Source organism: Bradyrhizobium sp. AZCC 2289, from assembly GCF_036924615.1.
GTDB lineage: Bacteria > Pseudomonadota > Alphaproteobacteria > Rhizobiales > Xanthobacteraceae > Bradyrhizobium.
In genome coordinates this window covers 2,910,370-2,934,841 of the sequence record NZ_JAZHRY010000001.1, presented here as the reverse complement: position 1 = coordinate 2,934,841, position 24,472 = coordinate 2,910,370, and the positions used below count along the sequence as shown (strand labels likewise).

21 protein-coding genes, 1 tRNA gene and 2 pseudogenes are annotated in these 24,472 nt (G+C 60.2%); 12 read left to right on the top strand and 12 right to left on the bottom strand.

What is annotated here, in order from left to right:
• Positions 1 to 226: 226 nt before the first annotated feature.
• Positions 227 to 1,456 (top strand): GGDEF domain-containing protein, encoded by a 1,230-nt coding sequence (locus V1289_RS14170; RefSeq protein ID WP_334407455.1) that lies wholly within the window; start codon positions 227 to 229, stop codon positions 1,454 to 1,456.
• Between the two features lie 36 nt (positions 1,457 to 1,492).
• A complete protein-coding gene (locus V1289_RS14165; RefSeq protein WP_334397515.1) occupies positions 1,493 to 2,116 on the top strand; it encodes a peptidoglycan recognition protein family protein in 624 nt (207 codons plus the stop codon).
• Between the two features lie 13 nt (positions 2,117 to 2,129).
• On the opposite strand, the gene V1289_RS14160 is transcribed toward V1289_RS14165, so the two are convergent.
• Positions 2,130 to 2,480 carry a hypothetical protein gene (locus V1289_RS14160; RefSeq protein WP_334397514.1) on the bottom strand — a complete coding sequence of 117 codons (351 nt, stop codon included), beginning with the start codon at positions 2,478 to 2,480 and terminating at the stop codon, positions 2,130 to 2,132.
• Positions 2,481 to 2,617: 137 nt separating this feature from the next.
• Between V1289_RS14160 and V1289_RS14155 the strand changes: the two genes are divergently transcribed.
• Complete coding sequence (locus tag V1289_RS14155; protein WP_334397513.1) at positions 2,618 to 3,133, top strand: phage tail protein; 516 nt, start codon at positions 2,618 to 2,620, stop codon at positions 3,131 to 3,133.
• Between the two features lie 234 nt (positions 3,134 to 3,367).
• On the opposite strand, the gene rpoH is transcribed toward V1289_RS14155, so the two are convergent.
• Both rpoH and V1289_RS14145 read right to left on the bottom strand, forming a co-directional pair.
• Positions 3,368 to 4,267 (bottom strand): RNA polymerase sigma factor RpoH, encoded by a 900-nt coding sequence (gene rpoH / locus V1289_RS14150; RefSeq protein ID WP_334397512.1) that lies wholly within the window; start codon positions 4,265 to 4,267, stop codon positions 3,368 to 3,370.
• Between the two features lie 216 nt (positions 4,268 to 4,483).
• Entirely contained in the window at positions 4,484 to 5,515 is a 1,032-nt protein-coding gene (locus tag V1289_RS14145; RefSeq protein WP_334397511.1) for an RluA family pseudouridine synthase, read from the bottom strand.
• Between V1289_RS14145 and V1289_RS14140 the strand changes: the two genes are divergently transcribed.
• The 7 genes and pseudogenes from V1289_RS14140 (at position 5,514) to V1289_RS14110 (ending at position 12,790) form a co-directional block, all read left to right on the top strand.
• The gene (locus tag V1289_RS14140) at positions 5,514 to 5,852 is read left to right on the top strand and encodes a hypothetical protein (RefSeq protein WP_334397510.1); all 339 of its coding nucleotides are present in this window, start codon (positions 5,514 to 5,516) and stop codon (positions 5,850 to 5,852) included. The two genes, V1289_RS14145 and V1289_RS14140, sit on opposite strands and share 2 nt — an antisense overlap.
• A 130-nt stretch (positions 5,853 to 5,982) precedes the next feature.
• Positions 5,983 to 6,057, top strand: a tRNA-Glu gene (locus V1289_RS14135).
• Between the two features lie 580 nt (positions 6,058 to 6,637).
• Positions 6,638 to 7,990 (top strand): PIN domain-containing protein, encoded by a 1,353-nt coding sequence (locus tag V1289_RS14130; protein ID WP_334397509.1) that lies wholly within the window; start codon positions 6,638 to 6,640, stop codon positions 7,988 to 7,990.
• A gap of 518 nt (positions 7,991 to 8,508) precedes the next feature.
• Positions 8,509 to 9,375 carry a hypothetical protein gene (locus V1289_RS14125; RefSeq protein ID WP_334397508.1) on the top strand — a complete coding sequence of 289 codons (867 nt, stop codon included), beginning with the start codon at positions 8,509 to 8,511 and terminating at the stop codon, positions 9,373 to 9,375.
• A 98-nt stretch (positions 9,376 to 9,473) separates the two neighbouring features.
• Entirely contained in the window at positions 9,474 to 10,064 is a 591-nt protein-coding gene (locus V1289_RS14120; protein WP_334397507.1) for a hypothetical protein, read from the top strand.
• Positions 10,065 to 11,358: 1,294 nt separating this feature from the next.
• Positions 11,359 to 12,021 (top strand): annotated as a pseudogene (locus tag V1289_RS14115) (tyrosine-type recombinase/integrase); the annotation flags it as partial.
• Positions 12,022 to 12,406: 385 nt separating this feature from the next.
• Positions 12,407 to 12,790, top strand: coding sequence for an NUDIX hydrolase (locus V1289_RS14110; protein WP_334397506.1), 384 nt, complete (start codon positions 12,407 to 12,409; stop codon positions 12,788 to 12,790).
• 318 nt (positions 12,791 to 13,108) lie between these two features.
• Here the strand turns inward: V1289_RS14110 and V1289_RS14105 are convergent, their stop codons facing one another.
• The 9 genes and pseudogenes from V1289_RS14105 to phnD all read right to left on the bottom strand — a co-directional run bounded on the left by V1289_RS14105 (position 13,109) and on the right by phnD (position 21,506).
• On the bottom strand, positions 13,109 to 13,306 hold the full coding sequence (locus tag V1289_RS14105; protein ID WP_334407454.1) for a 4a-hydroxytetrahydrobiopterin dehydratase: 198 nt from the start codon (positions 13,304 to 13,306) through the stop codon (positions 13,109 to 13,111).
• Positions 13,307 to 13,360: 54 nt separating this feature from the next.
• Positions 13,361 to 14,113: a cupin domain-containing protein gene (locus tag V1289_RS14100; protein ID WP_334397505.1), complete on the bottom strand. Its 753-nt coding sequence runs from the start codon at positions 14,111 to 14,113 to the stop codon at positions 13,361 to 13,363.
• Between the two features lie 267 nt (positions 14,114 to 14,380).
• Entirely contained in the window at positions 14,381 to 15,655 is a 1,275-nt protein-coding gene (locus V1289_RS14095) for an IS256 family transposase (protein WP_334397504.1), read from the bottom strand.
• Positions 15,656 to 15,731: 76 nt separating this feature from the next.
• A complete protein-coding gene (locus V1289_RS14090; RefSeq protein ID WP_442895999.1) occupies positions 15,732 to 16,085 on the bottom strand; it encodes a VOC family protein in 354 nt (117 codons plus the stop codon).
• Between the two features lie 115 nt (positions 16,086 to 16,200).
• Positions 16,201 to 17,895, bottom strand: a pseudogene (locus tag V1289_RS14085) (Na/Pi cotransporter family protein).
• Between the two features lie 191 nt (positions 17,896 to 18,086).
• The gene (gene phnE, locus V1289_RS14080; protein ID WP_334397503.1) at positions 18,087 to 18,890 is read right to left on the bottom strand and encodes a phosphonate ABC transporter, permease protein PhnE; all 804 of its coding nucleotides are present in this window, start codon (positions 18,888 to 18,890) and stop codon (positions 18,087 to 18,089) included.
• The gene (gene phnE / locus V1289_RS14075) at positions 18,887 to 19,684 is read right to left on the bottom strand and encodes a phosphonate ABC transporter, permease protein PhnE (RefSeq protein WP_334397502.1); all 798 of its coding nucleotides are present in this window, start codon (positions 19,682 to 19,684) and stop codon (positions 18,887 to 18,889) included. Before phnE (V1289_RS14075) ends, phnE (V1289_RS14080) begins: the two co-directional genes overlap by 4 nt.
• Complete coding sequence (gene phnC, locus V1289_RS14070) at positions 19,681 to 20,487, bottom strand: phosphonate ABC transporter ATP-binding protein (protein WP_334397501.1); 807 nt, start codon at positions 20,485 to 20,487, stop codon at positions 19,681 to 19,683. The genes phnE (V1289_RS14075) and phnC overlap by 4 nt, the downstream gene beginning before the upstream one ends.
• The gene (gene phnD / locus V1289_RS14065) at positions 20,484 to 21,506 is read right to left on the bottom strand and encodes a phosphate/phosphite/phosphonate ABC transporter substrate-binding protein (protein ID WP_334397500.1); all 1,023 of its coding nucleotides are present in this window, start codon (positions 21,504 to 21,506) and stop codon (positions 20,484 to 20,486) included. The genes phnC and phnD overlap by 4 nt, the downstream gene beginning before the upstream one ends.
• A 274-nt stretch (positions 21,507 to 21,780) precedes the next feature.
• Between phnD and V1289_RS14060 the strand changes: the two genes are divergently transcribed.
• Both V1289_RS14060 and V1289_RS14055 read left to right on the top strand, forming a co-directional pair.
• Positions 21,781 to 22,776: an ABC transporter substrate-binding protein gene (locus V1289_RS14060; protein ID WP_334397499.1), complete on the top strand. Its 996-nt coding sequence runs from the start codon at positions 21,781 to 21,783 to the stop codon at positions 22,774 to 22,776.
• 39 nt (positions 22,777 to 22,815) lie between these two features.
• On the top strand, positions 22,816 to 24,471 hold the full coding sequence (locus V1289_RS14055) for an ABC transporter permease (protein WP_334397498.1): 1,656 nt from the start codon (positions 22,816 to 22,818) through the stop codon (positions 24,469 to 24,471).
• The last annotated feature ends 1 nt before the right edge of the window (position 24,472 follow it).

Sequence of the window (24,472 nt, the reverse complement as noted above, 5' to 3'; positions counted from 1 at the left end):
GGCGTCGCCGCGTCACGGTTAACGCGGCCCCAACGAGCTGCGCTCTTCATCAATTTAAAACCACGGTGGGGATTGCAAAGGCCACGGTCAGAGTCCGTTAAGCGACATGGCTGCAACTTGTCTGCAAGACAACGGGGATTGTCGTGGGGGGAGACGCCTTGAGGCGCGAAAGCTTTGGGCGGGCGGATAACAGGGGAGACGCGGCCATGTGCGTTTCGGGTTTGCGATGCTGAGCGTTCCGACGCTATGGACGGTGTTCGTCATCAATTTTCTGGCGCTGGGCCTGATCTGGGCCTACGTCATGCGCAGCTATCCGTCGTTCGATGCGGCCCGGTTCTGGACCGGGTCGGCGTTCGTCGCGGCGGTCGGCGCGGCGATGGCGATGCTGCGCGTCGTGATGACGGAGTCGCTGCTGCCGCTGCTGGCCGCCGGCACGGCTCTGGTCTTTGCCGCCTGCCTCGCCGCGATGGGCATCAGGAAGTTCTTCGGCCGGCCGGTGACGTGGCGCGCCACCTTGCTGATCACGGGGCTGACCTTTGCGGGCCTCGCCATCTTCATCTTCGGCTACGACAGCGTGAAGATGCGGGTTACGATCTATTCGATCGCCCAGTCGCTGCCGCTCCTGATGAGCCTGAGACTGCTGCTGACGCCGCATGAGGGCCGCATCAATCCGGGCGCCCGGCTGGCCGGCACCGTCTCCATTCTCATCATCTCGTTCTATGCCTTGCGGCTGATCGCTTGCCTCGTCAGTGGCGGCGGCGAATTCTCCTTCCTGCAGTTCAACCAGCTGCAGTCGGCCATGATCCTGGTGCTGGTGTTCCTGTCGATGGCGCTGAATTTCGGCTTCCTGCTGATGGCGATGGACCGGCTGCGCAACGAAGTCGCTGATCTCGCGCTGCTCGACGACCTCACCGGCGTCGCCAACCGGCGGCATCTGGTGCAGCGGCTGACCGAGGAATGCGCCCGATCGGAGCGCAGCGGCCAGCCGTTCGCGCTGCTGGTGATCGATCTCGACGGATTCAAGAGCATCAACGACACCCACGGTCATGCCGCCGGCGACTTCTGCCTGCAGCATTTCACCCTGATGGCGCAGACCCGCCTGCGGCCCGGCGACCTCCTGGCGCGCACCGGCGGCGACGAATTCTGCATCGTGCTGCCCTCCTCGACGCTGCGCGAGGGCGCGATGATCGCGCGCCGCGTGCTGGAAGTCTGCCGCCTGGACGCCGAGCAATGCGTAGGCTCCGATATTCCGATCGCGGTCTCGATCGGCGTCGCGCAATGGAACCGGGAGATCGGCCCGTTCCCCGACCGCCTGATCGCCGCCGCCGACCACGCGCTTTACGACGCCAAGAAGAGCGGCCGGAATTGCTTTGCGGCCTACGACCCGGCGCCGCCGCTGGTGCCCGCGATCGAAATCCCGGCGCTGTCGGATGTGACGCTGCGCAGGCGTGCGTGAGCGTGCTATCCAGTAGGTTCACTGGATGAGAGAGCGATGATCTTCCGTCTGATTGCAACGGCGCTGTTCGCCATCGCGCTGTTTACTTCGGCTTCCGCGCAGAAGCCCGACCTCGCGACGATCGCGCGGTCGTCGGGTACGCCTGACATTCCCGGCCTGAAGATGGTTTGGCTGTCGCCCTGGGGCGACGTCGCAAAGGCCCATCCCTGGCGCAACATCATCGTGCACCAGACCGAGGGGCCGGTCGGTTCCGCGCGCGGGGGCGCCGAGGCGCAGTTCAGGAACCCGACAAGGCGCGGCGTCATGGTCTGGGTCGAAACCGACGGCACGGTCTATTGGGCGGTGGCGGATCATCTCGTCCCCACCCATACCGATGGCGCCGACCGCAACGACAACAAATATATCGACAACAGCAAGACCTATCACCAGGTGAACAAGGACACCTCGATCGGCGTGGAATTCGCCGGCAATTATCCCGACGTCACGCGCGGGCCGACCGAAGCGCAGGTCGCGGCGTGGCGGATTTTGGTGAAGGTCCTGCGCGCGCGCTACGATATCCCGCTCGATCGCGTCTATGCCCATAACTGGATCGACTTCAAGGACGCCCGCTATTGCGAAGGCTGCGCGCTGGCAAAAATGGCGCGCGAGTGGGGAGAGTAGGGCCGCGCGCCGCTCAGATCGGGTGCGTCATCCAGCGAAAGATACGGCTGATCAGTCCGGGCGGCCGCAGCGCTTGCGGCTCCGGCCCGGCCTCGTCGGGCGCGACGCAGCGCGCGTAAAAATATTCCAGAAACCTCATGTCGTTCGGCTCGGTGACGGTGAATTTCTCGTCGCCGAAGGACACCGTGTATTCGTAGAAGAACGGCCCGATCAGCGGCACGGTCGCCGGCGTCGCGCGGTCCTTGGAGATCACGAACTCGGTCGGATCGAGCCCGTTCGCGGTCATGGCCTGCTCGAGCTGCGGCAGCCTGCGCATGAATTCGGCGGAAAAGCCGCCGATGGTCGATTGCAGGGTGATCGCCACGATGCGCCTCGTCTGCTGCCGCGGCCGGCCGATGGACCGCGTTGGTCTCTCCCTGTCTTAGTCGATTGACCGGACCCACGGGTTCAAGCAATCTCGGCGCGTGGTCGGGAGGGGCACAACTTGAAGGGTTTTGGATCATGGCCGAGTTCACCGTCAATCCGCAGCGCTTCGATCCCTACAAGAATTTCAAATTCCGCGTGAAATGGGATGGCCAGTACGTCGCCGGCATCTCCAGGGTCAGCGCGCTCAGGCGGACCACCGAAGTGGTCGAGCATCGCGAGGGCGGCGATCCCTCGATGTGGCGCAAATCGCCCGGCATTACCCGGTTCGATCCGATCACGCTGGAGCGCGGCGTCACCCACGACCTGGCGTTCGAGCAATGGGCCAACAAGGTCTGGAGTTTTGGCGCAGCACCGGGCTCCGAAGTGTCGCTGAAGGACTTCCGCAAGGACATCACCATCGACATGTTCAACGAAGCCGGTCAGTTCGTGCTGTCCTACAAGGTGTTTCGCTGCTGGGTTTCCGAATATCAGGCGCTGCCCGATCTCGACGCCAACGCCAATGCGGTGGCGATCCAGCATATCAAGCTCGAGAACGAAGGCTGGGAGCGCGACACCGCGGTGGTCGAGCCGGCGGAGGCGAGCTTCGGGTAGTTGAATCTCGATCGTCGTCGCCCGGCAAAAGCGAAGCGCGTCTTCGCGATAGGTGTCCGGGCGATCAAGCGTTCCAGAGGCCGTAGTTGCTGCGCGTCGTCTCTCGACCGCCGCGGCGTACTGGGTCCCCCCGCTTTCGCGGAGGACGACAGTCCTTGAGTTGAAGCGGCGCGCTCCCAAACAAAAAGCCGGCGTTGCCGCCGGCTTTCGTTACCTCTTGCCTTGACCGCGTGCTTAGAGCGCGGCTTCCAGTGCGGCCTGTTCCTGCCGGGCAATCGTGCCTTTCACGGCCGACTGCACCTTCTCGAAGGCGCGGACCTCAATCTGCCGCACGCGTTCGCGTGACACGCCGAATTCGGCGGCGAGATCTTCCAGCGTCATCGGCTCTTCGGCCAGACGCCGCGCTTCGAAGATGCGGCGTTCCCTGGGGTTGAGCACGCCGATGGCGCCGTTCAGCGCCTGGCGGCGATGATCGAACTCTTCATGTTCGGCCATCATGACTTCCTGGTTGGGCGAGTTATCGACCAGCCAGTCCTGCCATTCGCCGGCTTCGCCGTCGTCGCGGATCGGCGCGTTGAGCGACGCATCGCCGCCGAGACGGCGGTTCATGTCGATCACGTCCTGAGCCGTGACGCCAAGGCGCTTGGCAATGATTGCCACCTGGTCGGGGCGGAGATCGCCCTCGTCCAGCGCGGAGATCTTGCTCTTCGCCTTGCGCAGGTTGAAGAACAGCTTCTTCTGGTTCGCGGTGGTGCCCATTTTCACGAGCGACCAGGAACGCAGGATGTACTCTTGTATCGACGCCTTGATCCACCACATGGCGTAGGTAGCGAGTCGAAAACCCTTCTCGGGCTCGAACCGCTTGACCGCCTGCATCAGGCCGACATTGCCTTCCGAGACGACCTCGGAGATCGGCAAGCCGTAGCCGCGATAGCCCATGGCGATTTTGGCCACGAGCCGGAGATGGCTGGTGACAAGGTGATGTGCCGCGTCGCGATCGTCATGCTCGCGCCAGCGCTTGGCGAACATGTATTCCTGCTGGGGCTCCAGCATCGGAAACTTGCGGATCTCGGCGAGGTATCGGGAAAGTCCGGATTCTCCGTTGAGAACCGGTAAGGTAGCTGTACGGGCCATTCGAGCGCCCTCCAGTGGTTCAGGCCCCCGATAGCGGCGGGCCCGGCAGACGGCCGCTTTGTCAAAGCCGGTCGGCCTGCGATGTTCCGCGTTGGATATTCAACGCAGGTGCAACATACACCAAAATGGGGCGGATAGGGAAGGATTGCTGACGTCACGTCCCCGTGTGGCTGCCATAACCTATTGGCATAACAACACTTTTCCAAAGGCCCTGCGTCATAGCGCCGCTTCGAGGGCGCTTTGCAGGAGAAGCAAATCCTCTGGTAGAGGCGCTTCCCAATGCAAAAGTTCCCCGGTCCTCGGGTGTTCCAGGGCCAGGAGGTAAGCATGTAGGGCCTGCCGGCCGAGGGCGGTCAGGGCCGCCTGGGCCTTCGGGCCGAGGTGGCCGGCCTTGGTCTTGAAGTGCGAGCCGTAGACGGTGTCGCTCATCAGGGGATGGCCGATATGGGACAGGTGCACCCGGATCTGATGGGTGCGTCCGGTCTCGAGCTGGCAGGCCAGCAGCGAGGCCACCGGCTTGCCGTCGCGCCCGGAAAACGCTTCGCGCAGCTCCCAATGGGTGACCGCCTCGCGCCCGCTTTCGCGCACCGCCATCTTTTCGCGGGCATACGGATGCCGGTCGATCGGCGCGTCCACGGTGCCGCGCTGGCGGGTCGGCACGCCCCAGATAAAGGCCATATAACCGCGCTGCATTGGCCCGGTGCGGCCATGATCGGCGAATTGCGCGGTCAGCGATGCGTGCGCGCGGTCATTCTTGGCCACCACCATCAGTCCCGTGGTGTCCTTGTCGAGCCGGTGCACGATGCCCGGCCGCTTGACGCCGCCGATGCCGGAAAGGCTTAAGCCGCAATGGGCGATCAAGGCATTCACCAGTGTGCCGGTCTCATGACCGGCGGCGGGATGCACCACCAGGCCCTTCGGCTTGTCGATGACGATGATGTCGTCGTCCTCGTAAGTAATGTCGAGCGGGATATCCTCGGCCCCCGGCTCCGGCGGGGCGGCCTCCGGGACGTCGATTGTGATCGTATCGCCTTTCGCGACATGATAAGCGGGGTCGCGGATGGGGCCCCCCTTGGCAGTAACGGAACCGGCGAGGATCAGCGCCTTCAGCCGCGAGCGCGACAGCTCCGGGCGGAGCACCGCGAGCACGCGGTCGAGCCGGAGCGAGCCCTCGTCGCCGCCGACGGTGACCTCCAGCCTTTGACCGCTATTCGAAGAAAATTCCTGTTCCAAAGATGAGCCTTGCATGACCGATACCGTTGCGCCCGAACCGACCCCCGAGCAGGCCGCGCTGTTTGCGCGGGTGCGGCGGATGATGATGATCGCGGGCCTCACCTCGGCGCTGGCCGTGGTCGTCGTCCTGATCGCCGTTGGCTACCGCCTTTACCACGGCGAGGGAAGCGCGACGGCGGCTTCCACCGACATTACCGCGACGCTGCCGAAAGGCGCACGCATCGTCGCAACCGGCGTCGCCGGCGACCGGCTGCTGGTGACCCTTGATATAGGCGGGGTGACCGAAATCCGCACGTTTGACGCGAAGACGCTCAAACCGGCCGGAAAGCTGAAATTCGTCAACGAACCCTGATTCACCGTCTTCACCGTCATGGCCGGGCTTGACCCGGCCATCCACGTCTTTTCTTGCTTGATTGGGCGGCTAGGACGTGGATGCCCGGCCTTGCAGTCGGCGAAATTCGCGGCTATTCCCTCAGGCCAACGCTCCCTTCGTCTAGCGGTTAGGACGCGGCCCTCTCAAGGCTGAAACAGGGGTTCGATTCCCCTAGGGAGCGCCAGCTAATGAAATCAATGACTTACACGACAATTTAGCGGCATTAGCGGCAGTCGTTAGCGGCAGTCGGGCGGGAGCGACTATCATCGGGGCGAGAAGCTAGCCAAGCGTCGGATGCTTCTGGAAGCGTGGTGCGCATTCGCACTGTAGCCGTACGCGCAAACAAGATGGCATGTGGGGAGGTCGAAGATCAAGCAGTTGATCGGCGACCACAAGGCAAAGAAGTTCGAGGCCCTTTACGCAGCAACTTCCTTCACGACGGCAGCGGACGCGGGACCTTGGACGACGCCGCGCGGACGCTGCGCTAGAGATTGGATTTGGAGCCACTGCTTGCCGACATCATGCAGTCGGCGCGCACCACGGTTTGTGGCGGAGTAGAAGCCCATCGCGTGGTTTGGGCGCGCTAGGGCAAAGATAGGCCGCGCGGCTATACGACATTGATCCGCAGATGATCGCTCTAGGCTTCGAACCTGCACGGGCTTTACTGAAAGACGCGCACGGCTGACCAATCGTCAACAGCGGCGCTCGATACTTTGAACCATAGAGAATTGCGCGTCCGCGAAGATCGTCCTAAATCCCATGGGATGGACGATAGCGAAACAAGGATACTCTTTACTGACACAAACGGCTTCCTTCAGGTTAAGGACCTAAAGGATATCCCATGGAAGGATCTTTTTCCGGGCGTCAAAGCCGTCGATGTTATGGTCGCACCGAGCGTCATTAATGAGCTCGACAAACATAAGACGGGCACAAATCAACGCCGTCGCGACCGAGCCCGGCTGGCGTTACAGCTTATCAAGAAGGCCTCTAGCGAGCCTGACTTTGCGCTGGTGATAAGGGATCATCCCATTCGCGTGCGCATTGTGATCTCTAGAGCACCCCGCTTCAAGTGGACGGAACACGCTAACCTCGATCCCTCAAATCCTGACGACCAGCTTGTCGCCGAGGCTTTGTCCTTTGGTAATGGCGCGGCGATCTTCTCCCACGACACTGGCCCTCTCATTCGGGCAGCGATCGCCAAAATAAAAGCTTACGAACCAGCCGCCGAATGGCTGCTCCCTGTCGAACAGACGGACGATCAGCGAAAAATTACCCAGCTTGAACGCAATCTCAAACAGGCACTAAGCCAAAGGCCGATCATCATCGCCGCGTTCGAAAACTTTGACGAGGCGACGTCAGAAATCCGGCTGCTTAGGCCGGTTCTTAAGCCGCTCAATGCAAAGGTAGGCCACCGCCTCGCCACCGCATATTTAGAGAAGCGTCCTCGCGCATCGGTTTATCCAACGAACAGCATGTGGCAGGCTGTTGGCGGCATTTCGGAAAGCCAAGTGGACTGTTATCATGCCGACTACTCGTCATTCGAAGAGAAGGTTCGGGACCACTACGCGAAACTGCACGAACACGTCTGGCATGTCGGCACAGCCGCTGCGATTGGGTATTATATTATAAATGATAGCAGCGTTGTGGCCGAGGGTCTTCGCATCGAATTTGATGTCGAGGGAAGCGGGTCGTTGCTTGCGAGCCGGGAGGACGCAGCCGAGTATATCGGCTTGTTGAAGCCGCCTAAGCCCCCGAAGGAGCCGCGCTCATTGGATTATCTTCATTCTCCGATTTCGGTGCCGGATATTCGAGATGCCATGAAGCCGCGCGATCCGGTCGCGTTTTATTGGTTCGAACGTCCGGAAATTGGAGCGAAGCACAGCGCGCTTCAATGTGAGCAGTTCCGAGCGACACGGGAATACTATGACACTATCTTCGTGCTAGCACTCGATGAGTTGCCTGCACAGTTTGATCTTCATCTGCATGTAGAGGCTGCGAACTTGCCCGCGCCGGTTGATATCGCGGCGAAAGTCATTATCGCCGAACAGGCTGTTGAATGGTCGGACCCTGTCGTGCAAGCCATTCTCCCAGAGGGCATCCGCGAACTGGTAGTTTAAGTGCAGGCTTTGGGCACAACTGCGCCGCTGGGGCTCGTCATTGGTCCCGCGCCAGTTTGCGCGGGCCAATGCGGGTCTTTGCGCGATGGGCTGAACTCACGAACGACGGGGCGGTTCGCCATTTCAATTCGTAGCAAGATACAAGACTGAAAGCGGCAGGCAATTAATATTCGGTCGTTAAGACCGCCTTTCTGACGCGCCGTCATTGGCGACAGCTTAGCCTTGGTCTGGCATCCTGCGGGTCGTCGCGCCTCCGACCATGAAAGGACGGCAAATTGCATCGGATGTTCATCACCGGCGCTACCCACCGAATTCCGCCACCCCGCCAGGCACCGAAAACCACATCAACACGACCACCGCCAACACCTGATGATGACGATGACGAGCGGGGAAATCTTCGAACCGATTTTCACACCGATGATCATACGCACCACTGTGCACCATGGTAGCCTTCGACTCGGCAACATACGGTCGATTGTGATATATTCCGGCCCGCAACGACTCATCGGACCGCGCCAATGTCATACCAGTATCGCGATATCGCCCGACAAAGACTCACGAAAGCGAAGGCGCTGCTAGCAGCGGGCGATGAAGATAGCCTCACCTACGCCTGCCTTGAGGCGCGCAAGTGCGTCGAAGCATTGGCGTATGACGTTCTTGCGTACTACCTTCGCGATGTCTCATTAAAAGCAATGAAGTTATGGCAACCAGATAAAGTGATGAAGGAGCTGATCCAGATCGATCCCGGCGCTGACCAAAGCCGAATATTGTCGATGCAGACGGAACCCGTCGGCTCTGACCCGCCTGGCCAGTGGGTCACGATCGGCGAAGACCGGCGCTTGAGCGCGCAACGAGCATCCAAGATGTACCATCAACTTGGCAACTACATCCACGTCCCGACCATCCGGCAAATGGAAAAGTCGGAGCCTCGGGACGTAAGCACCATCCGTAAGAACGTCGAACAGATCGTTCAAGAGTTGGATCACGTCGTCGCGTCGACGGTATGGGGTGTCGTTCTCGTGGACGGCATCACCTTTACCTGTGTATGCGAGACACCCATCCGACGCACCCAAAAGTTTCTCGATAACGGGCATCAACCCCAATGCGGCAACTGCGGACAAATGTTTACCGTGGAGCACGAGAACGGCAGCGAGGACTGGTATTTCGGCCCCGTCAGATTCAATTGGTTCTGCGATCAGTGCGGGATCGAGCGAGAGATCCTGCAGAGCAAGGCGGAGCTGGGTCTCGACGTGAGTTGCCCAGCGTGCGGCTTACACGCCATACTTGGTTCGATAACATCCTGGCGCGTGAAACAGGACAAACCAGATGGCGCTAAAACGTCCCCTCGTCAATCCGGCGCATCGCCAGACTGTGCGGGTTCTTAATCCTCAACCAACGCTTAACGGATAAAAAGTGAGTTTGCGGCCGTAGTTCAATGAACGGGAGCTTCCCAGGGGAAACCGGACTCGCTGGCGAGCATGGATTGTGCGAGAAGGACCTTTCCCGCGGTGAGGCGTATGACTATTCGATGGAAGTTAGATCTGATCCTTTTGAATCCGCCAAATCACACTTCTTCGATACCAGCAGCTGGGGTGAGTTTTGCGACGTCACTCTAACCTTGAAGCAAGCCTGGCAGCCCGACCGCGGCGGCTGGTTAAAAATCGACGACTATCGGTGCAGACAAGCGTTTCGGCACTTCATGAACCTTCTCAACCGAGCTGTATATGGATCTGCATTTCGTCGGCACGGCAAACGTCTTCGTGTATTACCCGTACTTGAAAAAGGCGAGGTCCGCGCCCGCGCGTTACGTCCATGGGAATGCGGCGCGTCAGGTCGATGGCATATTCATTGTGCGATTGAATTGCCCTCACACCTCGATGCCATCACCCTTGAAAAAATGATCCGCGAGTGTTGGGCGAAGGTCGAGTGGGGTCACGGCAGGATTCTTGTCCGCGACGGTGCGAACGCGGGTTGGATCGACTACATGTTGAAAGACCGTCAGAAGTCAGAGTTCGACGGTTTTCTTGACTGCATCATTATAGAGTCTTTGCACAATCCAATTGCTGACGCGTAGACGTTCTTTGGAATCGGACTCTTCGTAGACTAAGCTTGCGCAAGGGCGATTGGTTAGCAATCGCCTTGTTTTCCGCTTACGCCGCGCCAGATTGTTCGGCACCCACGCGCCAAGTGAAAGCACGCCGGAGAACCCCCTGCTGTTTTGGCGCGCCCATCTCGTTGGCGAGCGACCCCGTAGCTCGGGCAGACCACGGCCTGGCCCTCGCGCGCGTAGAGGGTGATAGATGAGGTTAACGCGGGGTAACCCCCTGCTGTTTTGGCGCGCCCATCTCGTTGGCGAGCGACCCCGTAGCTCGGGCAGACCACGGCCTGGCCCTCGCGCGCGTAGAGGGTGATAGATGAGGTTAACGCGGGGCCGCCGAAACCAATAAATCCTAACTACGCCGCCGCGGCACCGCCCAGGCGGCCCGATCCGGTCGAGCAGCATCGCGCCGCCGAAACCATAAACCCGTATTACGCCGCGCCAGATTGTTCGGCACCCACGCGCCAAGTGAAAGCACGCCGGGAAACCCCCTGCTGTTTTGGCGCGCCCATCTCGTTGGCGAGCGACCCCGTAGCTCGGGCAGACCACGGCCTGGCCCTCGCGCGCGTAGAGGGTGATAGATGAGGTTAACGCGGGGCCGCCGAAACCAATAAATCCTAACTACGCCGCCGCGGCACCGCCCAGGCGGCCCGATCCGGTCGAGCAGCATCGCGCCGCCGAAACCATAAACCCGTATTACGCCGCGCCAGATTGTTCGGCACCCACGCGCCAAGTGAAAGCACGCCGGGAAACCCCCTGCTGTTTTGGCGCGCCCATCTCGTTGGCGAGCGACCCCGTAGCTCGGGCAGACCACGGCCTGGCCCTCGCGCGCGTAGAGGGTGATAGATGAGGTTAACGCGGGGTAACCCCCTGCTGTTTTGGCGCGCCCATCTCGTTGGCGAGCGACCCCGTAGCTCGGGCAGACCACGGCCTGGCCCTCGCGCGCGTAGAGGGTGATAGATGAGGTTAACGCGGGGCCGCCGAAACCAATAAATCCTAACTACGCCGCCGCGGCACCGCCCAGGCGGCCCGATCCGGTCGAGCAGCATCGCGCCGCCGAAACCATAAACCCGTATTACGCCGCGCCAGATTGTTCGGCACCCACGCGCCAAGTGAAAGCACGCCGGAGAACCCCCTGCTGTTTTGGCGCGCCCATCTCGTTGGCGAGCGACCCCGTAGCTCGGGCAGACCACGGCCTGGCCCTCGCGCGCGTAGAGGGTGATAGATGAGGTTAACGCGGTTAACGCGGGGACGCGGGGGAGGGTGATAGTATCGAATTTTGGGTGGGATGCTCCGCGAGGCCGCCAAGCAGGAGAAATACGCCACGATCGTAGACATTGTCCGTCAAATTGCGCTGACCGGCTCCCGGCGAAGCGAGATGATCGGCTTGAAATGGACGGAGGCGGACACCGAGGCAAGCTGCTTGCGATTGGAGGACAGTAAGGAGGGTGAATCCATCCGTCCCGTTGGGCTGCCCGTTGTCGAGTATCTAGAGCGACGGCGCACCGATGATGTCGGCACATTCGTTTTCCCGGGGCAGGGCGAGGAAAACGCGTTCGGCAGCTTCCCGAGCCATTGGAAGAACATCTTCGAGGACTCGCCGCTATCCGCTGTGACGCCTCACGTCCTACGTCACAGCTTCGCGAGCATCGCCAACGATCTCGGTTTTACCGAGGTGACTATCGCGGCCCTGGTCGGCCATGCCAAGGGCTCGGTGACAAGCAAATACATCCATACACTTGACACGGCGCTGATCATGGCTGCGGACACGATCTCCGGCTACATCCAAGGGCTCCTTGACGGCGTTGAGTTCAAGCAGACCGCCTACGCGTTGGACCGCGATTCGCGAAAAGCCGCCCTGGCCCGCTTCCTGAAGAGGGCTTCAGGTGGTGACCAGGAGGAGGCCGAAGAGGAGTGGAGTCTGGCGGCTTAGGTCCTACGCCAGGCCTGTCGCGGCGCCTCGCCTCCCGCACTTCGACGGTGACGTTCAATTCTCCTCCAATGATCTCGGCTGCCTCAATGGCCTTTCGCTCGCCGCTGGAGATGATCTGCGTTGTGCCCGAGAGCCATCCAGCGTTCGCTAGCGCCTCCGTGCGTGTTCTCCCGACCTCACTTAAGCCCCACAACGGAACGGGGACGGCTGGATCTGTTTTCACCTGCGGGTGGGTAAGGTAACGTATGCGGCCGGTCATAGTTTTGATGAGGCAATCGAGGCTGGTCGGCAAGCATCGGCCAGTTAGGGAATGCCGACAATTGCGTCGAGAATCGATCCCTATAAAGTGTACAAATGATTCGATGTTTGGGCGGTGCGAAACATAATGGCGAAGTCATCAAAACTCGTTGCGGCAAAACGCGGGCGGGTCTTGCTGGTTAGAAGAAGGCGGGACCGGTTATGGATGTTCCCGGGCGGGCGCAGGCGTGGGCGAGAAACGGAAAAAGATTGCCTGCGCAGGGAAATCCGGGAGGAGCTTCCAAAGCTCAAACTGGGGCGGTTGAAGCTCTGGAAAGAGGTCAAGTCCAAGAACCCCAGATCAGGACGGAAGATGAGCGATGCTATATTCATCGCTAATAAGGCCTCCGGTCATCTCGCCATCGGTGACAAGAAAGAAATAGACAAGGCGACGTGGCGTAAACCTCGGGGCATCCGGTTAACACCAACCTCTCGTTACATCCGCGACAAGCTGTTCCCCAAGCGAGGCTAGTGGCTTATTCGCCGCTACAATGACATTGAACAGAATCCGGCATCAGCAAGCCAATGCCGACCCCGTCACAATATGGATCCGCTGTCGTTGCTGATAGCCTGGCCGTTCGGCCCGAATTTCGAAGCTCAAAATCATGGGAGGGACGAAACCCTCTGTGTGCCCGATCCGGATGCCGTGACGCGATCCGGACGGGAAATGCGCGATAGCGCAATTGCTAGACGATGCGGCGGCCGAAAAAACCCGTTCCACCGAACACGGCGACGGGGCGACGGTTCGTTGCCAGCAGGACTAAAATTCGCCAGTTAACATCGGAGCTTCTCACTGCTTGAAGTTGAGGGACCTATCCCGGGCGATCGAGGAACCACTCGCCTTGATGAAGTCGTTCCTATGCAGTCCTTTGATCTTCTTGGTGCTCAGAGAGACAGTCGCATAACGCCAGCCCGAAGCTGACGTCAGGGTGAGGTCTTCTCTCTCGGCAAGCTCATCGACTTCCCGACCAAATCGAGCGCTTTCCAGAAATTGTCGATCGAACGGTGGTCTGGACGCGGTGGGGCGCCCGCCGCTAGCTAGCTATTGCTTCTTTGCTGCTGGGCCGGGAAGCACGGCTGCCACACCTTCCGGATTGATGTTGAAGGCCAAGAATATCAATGGATCGTTGCCTGGGTTTCCCCATTGGTGCACGAGGGCGTACGGTTCATAAATCAAAGAACCTGGTCCCCTTGCTTCTGTCTTACCGTCGACCGTGTTCGCTCCGATGCCAGAAATAATATAGTACAGAGCCGCTCCGGATCGATGGTGTGGCAGGTTGGCGGGCATCTGCGCCGGAAATGTAACTCGTGTGAGATTGAGATCATAACCGCCAGATTCCAGGTCGGGAATTGGATTTGCAGTCCGATATAGCTCTCTGACGGTGGCAGGTGCTGTCTCAACAGCCCGACCCAAGTCCACAGTGGGGACAAGGAAGAAGAGGAGAAAAGTTGACGGCGCCCCGCCGCCCGCCCTTAGCGCCGCCGTCTTTCCGCCGGCGATAAACAGCCCCTCTCCGGCGCTGAACATTTTGGCCTCGCCATTGAGCGTGACCTCGGTCGATCCTGACATCTGGTAGAGTATGCCGTTGGCTGCCGAGACGCCGCTCTTCTCGTCCGGTTGAAGAGTAATGCTCACCGCTTTGAAATGGAGCGGAACGTCTGTGACGGTCGGCAGTTTGGTTGTGGCGACCAATGTTCGCGTAATTGCCAGTGGAGCGGGGGTGGTTTGTGCCGCCGCGGAAGTGGGAAGCGCGATCGCTCCGAGCAGTAGTAGTCCGGTTGTCCTGAACTGCATGATTTGCTCCCAGGTTCAGCGGTTAAACAGCGCACCATACGCGCTCCCAGCCTCTCTTGGAATGGCAGGCCGCTTCGATCTGCTATCGGACAGAAACCGGGAGCAAAGGCCGAGCAAAACTGAGTTCGTGACCGTCGGGGTCAACTAGGTGAAAGAAGCGCTCACCCCATTCTGCATCGCGGGGCGCGCTAGCTGGCTGGCATCCCGCTGCGGGGGATGTCCCGATCGGTGTTGAACTACGTCGGGCCGACGTTGCCGGAATGAATGTTACGCGGCCCTCGTGACGTGGGCAACGGGCTTGATCGTCATGCGATCGTGGTGAGCTTGAAGGGCCGCACGCAGAACCGACAATTGCTTATGCGCCTTCAATCGTCGGAAGCCCTTGTTGGCCTCGATCATGCCGGCCGCGACCCATCGCAAGGCCATACCGGCATCCCGCCAGCGTTTGACGTTGCGCGTGACGCGGCGAATGGTGCCCATCATGTTCTCGGCGATGTTGGTACAGGCGAGCGATCGACGAAGCTCCTTCGGCAGCTTCAACCGGACGACAGTCAGGATTTCGTCGAGGCCTTCGAGGATGCTGGCCGCTACGCCGGGCCATTGCTGGTCGAGTCGACGCGCGAGATTGCGGATCAATTTTTCAGCCTTGTCGGCGTCATCGAGCTCCCAGGCCTGGCGCAGCACCCGACGGGTGGCCGCATGATGCTCTTTCGGCAGGCGTTCCATGATGTTGCGCGCCTTGTGGATCTGGCAGCGCTGGATCGCAGCGGCCGAACCGAAGGTGCGGCGGATCGCCTTCGACAACGCTTTCGCGCCGTCGGCGATGAACAGTCTTGGCACCGTCGGGTCGAGCCCGCGCGAGACCAGGTTGTCCAGCAGGGCCTGAACCGTTGCGGCATTCTCGGTCGCCCCTTCCACCAGCGCCAGCGGATGCTTGTTGCCTTCGCCGTCAACCCCGATCGCGGCGACCAGCACGAGATCGTCGCCGAGATGCAGCCCATCGATTTGGACCACCAGAAGGTCGAGCGCGGACAGATCGGCAGCCATGAAGTCGGCCAGCCGCGCCGCCGACAGCGCTACGAACCTCCGCGAGGCCGCCGACTTCGAAACCCCCGATCCGGGCGGTGCCGGCACGTCACCCTCGGGCAGCCGGACAGCGCGGCCGAACCGGCGCGTCGACACATTGATCAGCATCAGGTTCATCGCCCAACGACCGAGCCAATCCTCCTCCGCCGCCGTTTCCCAGCTCGGGATCGTGACCTCGCGGCCGTCCACGCCTCGGACCCGCGGGCGCTCGACCTCGATCTTGCCGCCGTGGAAGCCGATCCGTCCCCGCGTTCGGCCCCAACGGTGCGCCCGCCGCGCCGCGTCGCGACCGTGGCGCGGCCCGCAGGCCGCCGTGACATCCGCCTCCATCATCGTGCCGAGCGCCTCGATCCCTGCCGCAAGGCAGAACCGATCGAAGCTCGCCCGCACTTCTGCAAACGCTTCGTCCACAGCCCCGGTCGCCGGCGAACCAGCCGGCGTGATATCTCTCGTCATGGCGTTGCTCTCCTTTGTGGAATCAGCACCCCGAGCCTACCGGCTCAAGGTGGGCAACGCCGACCTCTTCAGAAATTCAACAGAACCCGGGACATCCCCCCGCTGCGAGCGCACGATCGTAGAGTGCGTCAACATCGGCAACGTAGAAAATTACGCGCCCCCACCAGGACCAGCGTCGCTCGGCAGGCTGGGCGATGAGGTTGAGATAACTCGCCCCCGCTCGAAGGCTGGTGAATGACGATTGTTCTCCGCCATGCAGGATATCAAACCCCAGCGCGCGGTAGAATCGAACAGCTCGTGGCATTTCGTGAGTGTCTAGTGTGATCGCGCTGATTCCCTCGATCATGGGCAGCTTTCCCGTTTCATTTCCCAGTGCCGCCGGCCCGATGATCGTCTGCTGGAAGTGCCGCGATAAGGTCGCGTCCAGCATTTCGAGGATCGGGGAAGTCCGGTACCGGACTCATCGATGACGCCTCGCCGGCGGTGAGTTTGATCCTAACGTCATGACAACTGGGAGTATGCGCTTTCAATCGAATTTTGAGCTGCTACCGGGCTGAGGGATGCCCTGCAGGGGTAGGAGACGCTACCAGATCGTTTTCTGCTTTCTGAGATGTCGGCAATTCGCCCGCGGCGTCGAGAACGGGATAAGCCACCGAGCAGATATGTGAGTGAATTCGCCGAAGGTCGCGCAGCACGTCGAGATGTAGCGAGGTGGTCTCGATGGTCTCGGGCCGGCCTTCGCGCAGACGATCCAGATGCCGTTCGGTGGCGGCAAGCTCGGCATTGCGCAAGAGCGCCTTCTCCGTGAGAAGTTTGCGCGCTTCGTTGACATCGCTTGACATGAAGACGCCGAACGCGATCCGAAGCGAGTCCATTGTCCGCTTGTGGAACGCCGACAGTTCCTCCGCACCTTCGGGCGAAAACTGAAACCCGCGTTTGATCTTTTTGGTGGCAAGTTCGCTCAGATTCTTGTCAATAATATCGCCTATGTGTTCGAGATTGATGGCGAAGGAAATGATCTCCATCGCACGCTGCCCCTCGCGTTCGTCCAGGCTGCCGCGGGTTAGTTTGGTCACATAAAGCTTGATTGCCTCGTCGAGGCTGTCGACGCTGTTATCCATCCTGGAGACCTGATCGACCAACGCGCGGTCGTTGGTCATGATCGCGGCCATCACCTTGCGCAGCATGACCTCGACGTGATCGCCCATGTGCAGAGTTTCTCGCGCGGCGTCCGCCAACGCGAGCGAGGGCGTTTCAAGCGCACTCTCGTCAAGATACCGCGGCCGCGACGGGTCGGTTTCCTGGACCCGATTTGGGAGAAGCTCTTTCAGAAGACGGGCCATACCGTCGAGCAACCCGATAAAGATAATCGCGGTCGCCACGTTGAATGCAATGTGAAATTCGGCCGTGAGCTTGGCGAGGTCGGGTTGCCACGCCTGCAATGTCTCGGTGATTGGACGCAGAAATGGCGCGACCAGCAGGACGCCGACCAGCCGATTGATGAGATTGCCGAGCGGAAGGCGGTAGCTTGCGGGGTTGTCGCGCCGCGCTCCTTCGAACACCGGGTTGATCGCGCTGCCGAGATTGGCGCCAAGCACTAACGCCAGGGCGGCAAAAGGTGTGACGAAGTGCGCATAGGCCAGCGACATGATCAGCAAAACAGTTGCTACGCTTGAATGCACGGCCCACGTAACGACTGCGCTGAGGATGATGCACAGCACGGGGTCGCCTGTGATGGCGCTCATTAGGACGCGCACGCCAGGCGCATTTTCGGCTGGCGCCAGCGTATCCAGCAAGATGTGCAATGCCAGCAGCATCAAGCCGAGACCGATGAAAACGCGGCCGATGTCCTTGATGCGGGAGCGCGCGCCGCCGCGGAAAGCGACGAGGCCAAAAATAAAGAGAACCGGGGCGACGGCAGCGATGTTGAACGACAGGACCTAAACGATCAGTGTCGTCCCGACATTGGCGCCAAGCATGATCGCAAGCGCGGGAACGAGACTAACCAGACCCTCCGCCGTGAAGGAGCTCGTGATCAAGGCGGTCGCGGTGCTGCTCTGCAGCAGGGCGGTCAGACCAATGCCGGCGGCGAACGCGGCGAGGCGATTCCTCAAAGCTCCCGCAAGCAGCCTCCGAAGCCCAGGGCCAAAGGCGCGCAAAATTCCGCTCTGGACCATGTGCAGGCCCCAGAGCAGCAACGCCACGCCGCCCATCAGGTCGAGAAGAACGATGCTTCCCATGGTCTTCTACTTACTGAAGTTGAATCAGGGGGGCAGGCTATCGCTAAATGACAGCGAATCAATCCTTTTATTGGCCGAATGGGCCAAGGTGGAGGGCGGCGCGCGGTCGCTCCAGACGCCTGACGCTTGTTCGTCTTAAGGCCTCGCCAATGGACTTCTTCACGCTTCTTTGCTTCGTATCGTTAGTGCGCTTACAAAAGTCGCGCTCTCACCGTGGTGACGATGATTTCCGCCAATATCACGACGACAAAGATAGCGAGCAGCACGACGGAGACCTGATCCCAATAAAGCAGGTTTAGCGCTGTATCGAGCGCCACTCCGATGCCGCCAGCGCCGACAAGGCCAAGCACGGCGGATTCACGGATGTTGATATCCCAGCGAAACAGCGCGATCGACCAGAAGGCCGGACGCACCTGCGGCCAGTAACCCAGCAGCAGCGTCGACAATTTCGAAGCGCCGGCCGCGGTCAGCGCCTCGATCGAACCTTGATTTGCTTCTTCAATTGCCTCGGCGAACAGCTTGCCGGTAAATCCGATCGAGCGGAAAGCAATGGCGAATGTCCCCGCAAGTGGTCCGGGGCCAAACACCGCGACGAACAGAAGCGCCCAAACCAACGAGTTAATCGATCGCGATGTGACGAAAACGAACTTCGCAAAAAGATTCAAGGGAAGATTCGGCGTGACGTTGCGCGCGGCCAGCAGTCCCACCGGCACCGCAAGAGCGATGGCGATGATGGTGCCAACTGTGGCGATGTGCAACGTCTCGATCAGGCTGTTCAGTGTCGGCCGGATATAGCTTGGATCCAGCGGCCACATGCGCTTGAACAGATCGGCCATCTGCTCGGGCGCGTCGTAAAGAAACTCCGGAATCACATCGATGGTTCGCAACGAGATGATGAGCGCCGCCACAGCGAACAGATAAAACGCAAAACGCGACAGGCGCCTCAGCGGCGTGAAACGCTGCCACTCCCTGTCGAGACGCGCAGCTACCTTCATTGAAAAACCTTCCGCGCCCAGCCGGACAGGATTTCCGCGATCATGATGAGGCTGACGATCACGATCAGAATCGCCAGCACCACATCGAAGTCGAACCGCTGATAGGCCGTGAACAGCGAGGCGCCGATGCCGCCTCCGCCGACAATTCCCACCATGGTCGAGTTACGCAGGTTGGAATCGAGCTGATAGGTGGCGAAGCCGATGAAGCGCGGCAGCACCTGGGGCTGCACGCCCATGATGAGCACGCTGAGGAAGCCAGCGCCGGTGGCGCGTACGGATTCGACCTGTTTAGCTGAGATTTCCTCGATTGCTTCGGCAAAAAGCTTCGAGATGAAGCCTATCGAAGCCACGATCAAAGCCATCACGCCGGCAAGCGCGCCGAACCCGATCGCTTTCACGAACAAGATCGCGACGATGATCGGATGAAACGAGCGGCACAACGCGATGAAGGCCCGCGTCGGCCAGCTGATCCACGCCGGCATCAGATTTCGCGCCGCCATCAGGCCGATCGGCAGCGAAATTAGAATGCCAACGAATGTCGCGATCACGGCGATCTGCAGGCTCTCAGCAATCCCGCTAACGATCAGCTGCCAGCGCCCGAAATTCGGAGGAAACATGCGGGTGAGGAAACGCTGCCCGTGCTCGATGCCGGCAGAAAATCGCTCGGCGCTGAAGCCTAGTTGCGAGCAGGCATAGACGAGATAGAAGGCGAGCAGGCACCAGCCGATACGCGCGGTCCAATTGGAGGAGAACGGCTTCGATCTGTTCACAGGTTGGTGCGTGAGGTGGCTCATTCCATCCAGTTCTCGCCGCCGTAGATCTGCTTCAGATGCGCGTCAGTGAGCTGTTGCGGTGGCCCGTCGTAAACTACGAGTCCACCGGACATCCCAACAATCCGCGATGCAAAACGACGCGCAAGTTCGACGTTGTGAATGTTGACGATGACTGGGATGGCCCGCTCAGCGGCAAATTTGCTCAGGATCTCCATGATCTCCACGGAGGTTTTCGGGTCGAGCGAGGATGTCGGTTCATCGGCCAGGATAATCTCGGGTTCCTGCATGATGGCGCGCGCAATGCCGACGCGCTGGCGCTGTCCGCCCGATAGGGCGTCGGCCCGACGCGTCGCAAAACCTGGAAGTCCCACCGCCTCGAGCAAATCGAACGCGCGTTCGATATCCCGGGCTGGAAATTTGCGCAGCCACGCGCGCCACGCCGGAACATAGCCGAGGCGGCCACAGAGCAGGTTTTCCATCACGGTCAAGCGTTCGACCAGGTTATATTCCTGGAACACCATTCCGATCCGCCGTCGTGCATTCCGCAGCGCGCGGCCGGAAAGCTTGGCCAGGTCCTGACCACGGAATAGGACTTCGCCCGAAGTCGGCTGCACCAGCCGATTGATGCAGCGGATCAGCGTGCTCTTGCCGGTCCCGGAAGGACCGATGATCGCCGTCAGCCCTGAGCCCGGCAGTACGAGATCGATGCCGTTGAGCACGGGCGAGCCCTTGCGATACTCTTTGGTGAGCCCGCGCAGCACCAACGCGCGCGGGTCCCCAGCACGTTCACCCTTTGACGTCGTACCCTCGAAGGCCTGCATCATGGCTTCTTCGGCTGCTCGGCCTTCTTTTTGGCGGCCTCGGCTTCCCGTGCGGCTTCCTTCTCGTACGCCGCCTTGTTGTAAGGCGTGCCGGAATCTTCAGCCACTTTTCGAACGATCGCCCAATCCTTCAGATAGGTGATCGGAAAGAAGCGATCGTCACCCTCGAAATCCTTTTGCATCTCCGGCGGAAAGCGGAAATCGTAAAAGCACTTTTTTAGTTCCTCGGCGAGTTCAGGCTTGAGGTCGTGGGCGTAGGCGAAACCGGAACTGGGGAAGGTCTCGCTGCGGTAGATAATACGGAAATCGTCGGCCTTGAGCGTACCGCGCGCAATCATGCGCTCGAACACGTCGGACGCGACCGCCGCCGCGTCGTAGTCGCCGGAATCGACGCCCAATGCCGACTTGTCATGGCCGCCGGAGTAGATGATCGGATAATCCTCTCCGGGTTTCAGGCCCTGTTCCGGAAACAGCGCCTTCGGCGCAAGATTGCCGGAGTTCGAGGACGGCGCGGTGTGTGCGAATTTCTTGCCTTTGAGGTCGCTAAGTTTCTGGAACGGGCTCGACTTCTTGACGATGACGATGAGGTTGTAGCCTTCCAAACCTTTTTCGGTGCCCTTGGCAGCGAACGGAACCGCGCCCGCCATGTTGACGGCGAAGCCGACAGGTCCGGTAGAGAAGCCGGCAACGGTCAGGCGGCCGGAGCGCATCGCCTCGATCTCGGCGGAGTTCGACTGCACGGGATAATAGACCACGCGCTTGTCCATGCATTTGCCGAGATATTCGGTGAACGGCTTGAATGCGTTTTCATAGAGGGCGGGATCTTCAACCGGCGTATAGGCGAACACGATCACGCTGGGGTCGCGGGTCTTCGCGGGAATGTCGGCGACGAGATCTCTGTTGGCATCGCAATAGGCGTCGTCGAGCTGGCCGCGGTTTGCGCAATCTTCGGCCGAGGCGGTCGCAGGTGACAAAGCCGAAGTGATCAGTGCAAAAACTGCTGCAGTGCAATATGATTTCATGGAAATGCTCCCAAGGCACGAACGGCGGTTAAATCTGTCTAGCCACCCAGTGCTGGGATGGCAATTGTCCGTCTGGCGGATGCGCCCGTGTGATTTTTCGCGGCCTAGATCGCTTGTCAGAAAGGCGCCTTGACAGTCAGGAGTGCCAACTCAACACTGCAGCCAACAATAGAAAATTGTGCGCCGTAGGGGTGAGGAAACGATGATCACGACCGCAACACAGCGTTTGGCCAATTCAACTTCTCCGTCTTTACGCGGTGTCAGCAGGCGAACCTTGTTAGGCTCAATACTCGCCTCACCGTTCGTCACGCGCAAAGCCTTCGCAGCCGACGTCTTGAACGCTTATTCGATCTGGCCCGAAAACTACGCGCGGCCGATGATGGAAGCCTTCGAGAAAGCCTCGGGCATCCACGTCAAATTTATACGCTTTTCCTCAGGCGAGGCGTTGGCGCGAGTGACCGCCGAAAAAAGCAATCCGCAGATCGATGTTCTGTTCGGTGGCCCGGTCGAAACATTCACAGCCGGTCAGAGTCAGGGAATATTCGAACCCTATACACCGCCCAGCGCGGCCGATTTGCCGGCGCGGTTCAAGGACAAGGGCGGCCAATGGACCGCGATCGCCGACGATCCTCTGGTGTTCATGACCAACACCGCGTTCTTGAAGCAGAACAATCTGCAGGCGCCGGCTTCCTGGAATGATCTGCTCAATCCTGCCTACAAGAACATGCTGCAGATGGCCGATGCGCGCACGTCAGGCACCGCTGTGACGCGTATCTTCTCGGTGCTCCAGGTCCATAACCGCAACGAGGACGAAGCATTCGCCTATATGAAGAAGCTGCGGCAGAACGTGCAGCTCTACACCAAGAGCGGCGGCGGCGGCACGCTACCGGTTGGTCTTGGCCAGGCGGGCGGCGGCATCTTCTTTATCGTCGACGCTCTATTCACCCGCCAGCAGGGTTATGACGTACAGATATCGTTCCCCAAGGAGGGCATCGGTTCCGCCGCGGAATGTATCGCGCTGATCAAGGGTGCCAAGAATCCGGAAGCGGGCAAGAAGCTGATCGACTGGGCGACAAGTCCGGCGATGCAGTCGCTTCTGGCACCCAACAAGATCAACTTCATTCCGGCGAATCCGAAGGTCGAAACAGAGCCTGGCCTTGCCGCGGTACTGAAGAACGCGAACATCATCGAGATCGATGATGCATGGGCCGGCGCCAATCGGCAGCGCATCGTCCAGCGCTGGATAGCTGAAGTTCTGAACCCCTCGTGATCGATGGCATCGGTGGGCGCATGGACGCGATGGCGCGGCGTGAGCGACCCGCTGCGCCTCTTTGTGATCGTCATCTTGTGGCTGCTGCTCGGACTTTTCGTTCTATATCCGCTCGTCGAGTTGGTGCGCCGCGCCTTGAGCGACGACAGCGGCCTTACGCTTGCGCCGCTGATCGCGGCTATCAATAGCAAGAGCAATCTTCGCGCCTTCGGAAACAGCCTGCTGCTCGCGACACTGGTCGGCGTATGCGGTACATTTTTTGGGTTTCTGTTCGCCTTTACGGTGGAGCGTACGCAAGCGCCGCGTTTTTGGGTGGGACTACTCGACATTGCGACATTGCTGCCGCTGATTTCGCCACCCTTCACCACGTCGATTGCATTTGTATTTTCTTTCGGTCCCCGCGGCTTCATCACGCATGATCTTTTGGGAATGAACAATGCCACGGTCTACGGCCTCACCAGCACGTTGGCAGCGGAGACTTTGACCTATTTCCCGCTGGCCTACATGGCGCTGCGTCCCATGCTGGCCGGGATCGGCGGCGACCTTGAGGAGATGGCGTTCAGCCTCGGCAGCTCACGTTGGCGGGTGTTCCGCACCGTGACCCTATCACTAACAGTGCCGGGACTCGCAAATGCGTTCCTGCTACTATTCGCAGCTTCGCTTGCGGATTTCGCAACGCCGCTCATTCTAGCCGGCAATGAGTTCCCGGTGCTTCCGACCGAGGCGTACCTACAAATTACCGGAATGTTCGATCTAAAGGGCGGCGCGATGCTGTCGCTGTTGCTGCTGGTGCCTGCCGGCATCGTCTATTTTCTGCAGCGGAACGTGGTCGCACGCCGCCGCTACGTGACGATGACGGGAAAGGGGCGGGCCGGAGCGTCGCGAAGCGGTGTTGCGCCCTGGGCCGGCACTGCGCTGATGGCGTTCTGTCTTGCCGTCGTACTTTTCATTCTTTATCTTTACGCCCTGCTGCTGATGGCTTCGCTGGTACAGTCTTTCGGCGCCAACCATACTTTGACCCTCGGCCATTACCGCGTGATCTTCACGGAAGGTCTGCCGGCCATCGAGGACACACTGATCATCGCTCTAATCGGCATGCCGATCGGCGGGCTCTACGGCGTCATCGTTGGATATCTAGTCGCCCGAACGCAGTTCATCGGACGGCAGGCGATGGAAATCGTCACCATGCTGAATTACGCGCTGCCCGGCACTATCGTCGGCATCGCCTATCTCGGCGCCTTCAACGAACCGCCATTTCTGCTGACGGGGACCGCCGCCATCATCATCGCCTGTTATGTGTTTCGCTATAGCCCGACCGGGATTCGCACCACCATTGCGTTGTTGCAGCAGATCGATCGCAGCCTCGAAGAGGCGTCGTTCAGTCTCGGCGCCAGCAGCTTCATGACATTTCGCCTCATCATGTTGCCGCTGATCATGCCGGCGTTCTTCGCTGGGCTGAGCGTGGTCTTCATTCGCTCGATGACGGCGATCAGCGCCACGATCTTCCTCGTTTCCATCAACTGGACGCTGATCACGGTACGCATTCTCGAGAACATGACGGAATTGTCGCTCGGACCGGCAGCTGCATTTTCGGTATTTGTAATCCTGGTCGTGGTCGTCGTCACAAGCGCGCTAAACTGGGTTTTGCGACGCGTGACGGCGCCCGGTCTGCGGCTTCCCGCGGTCGAGGGCTGAA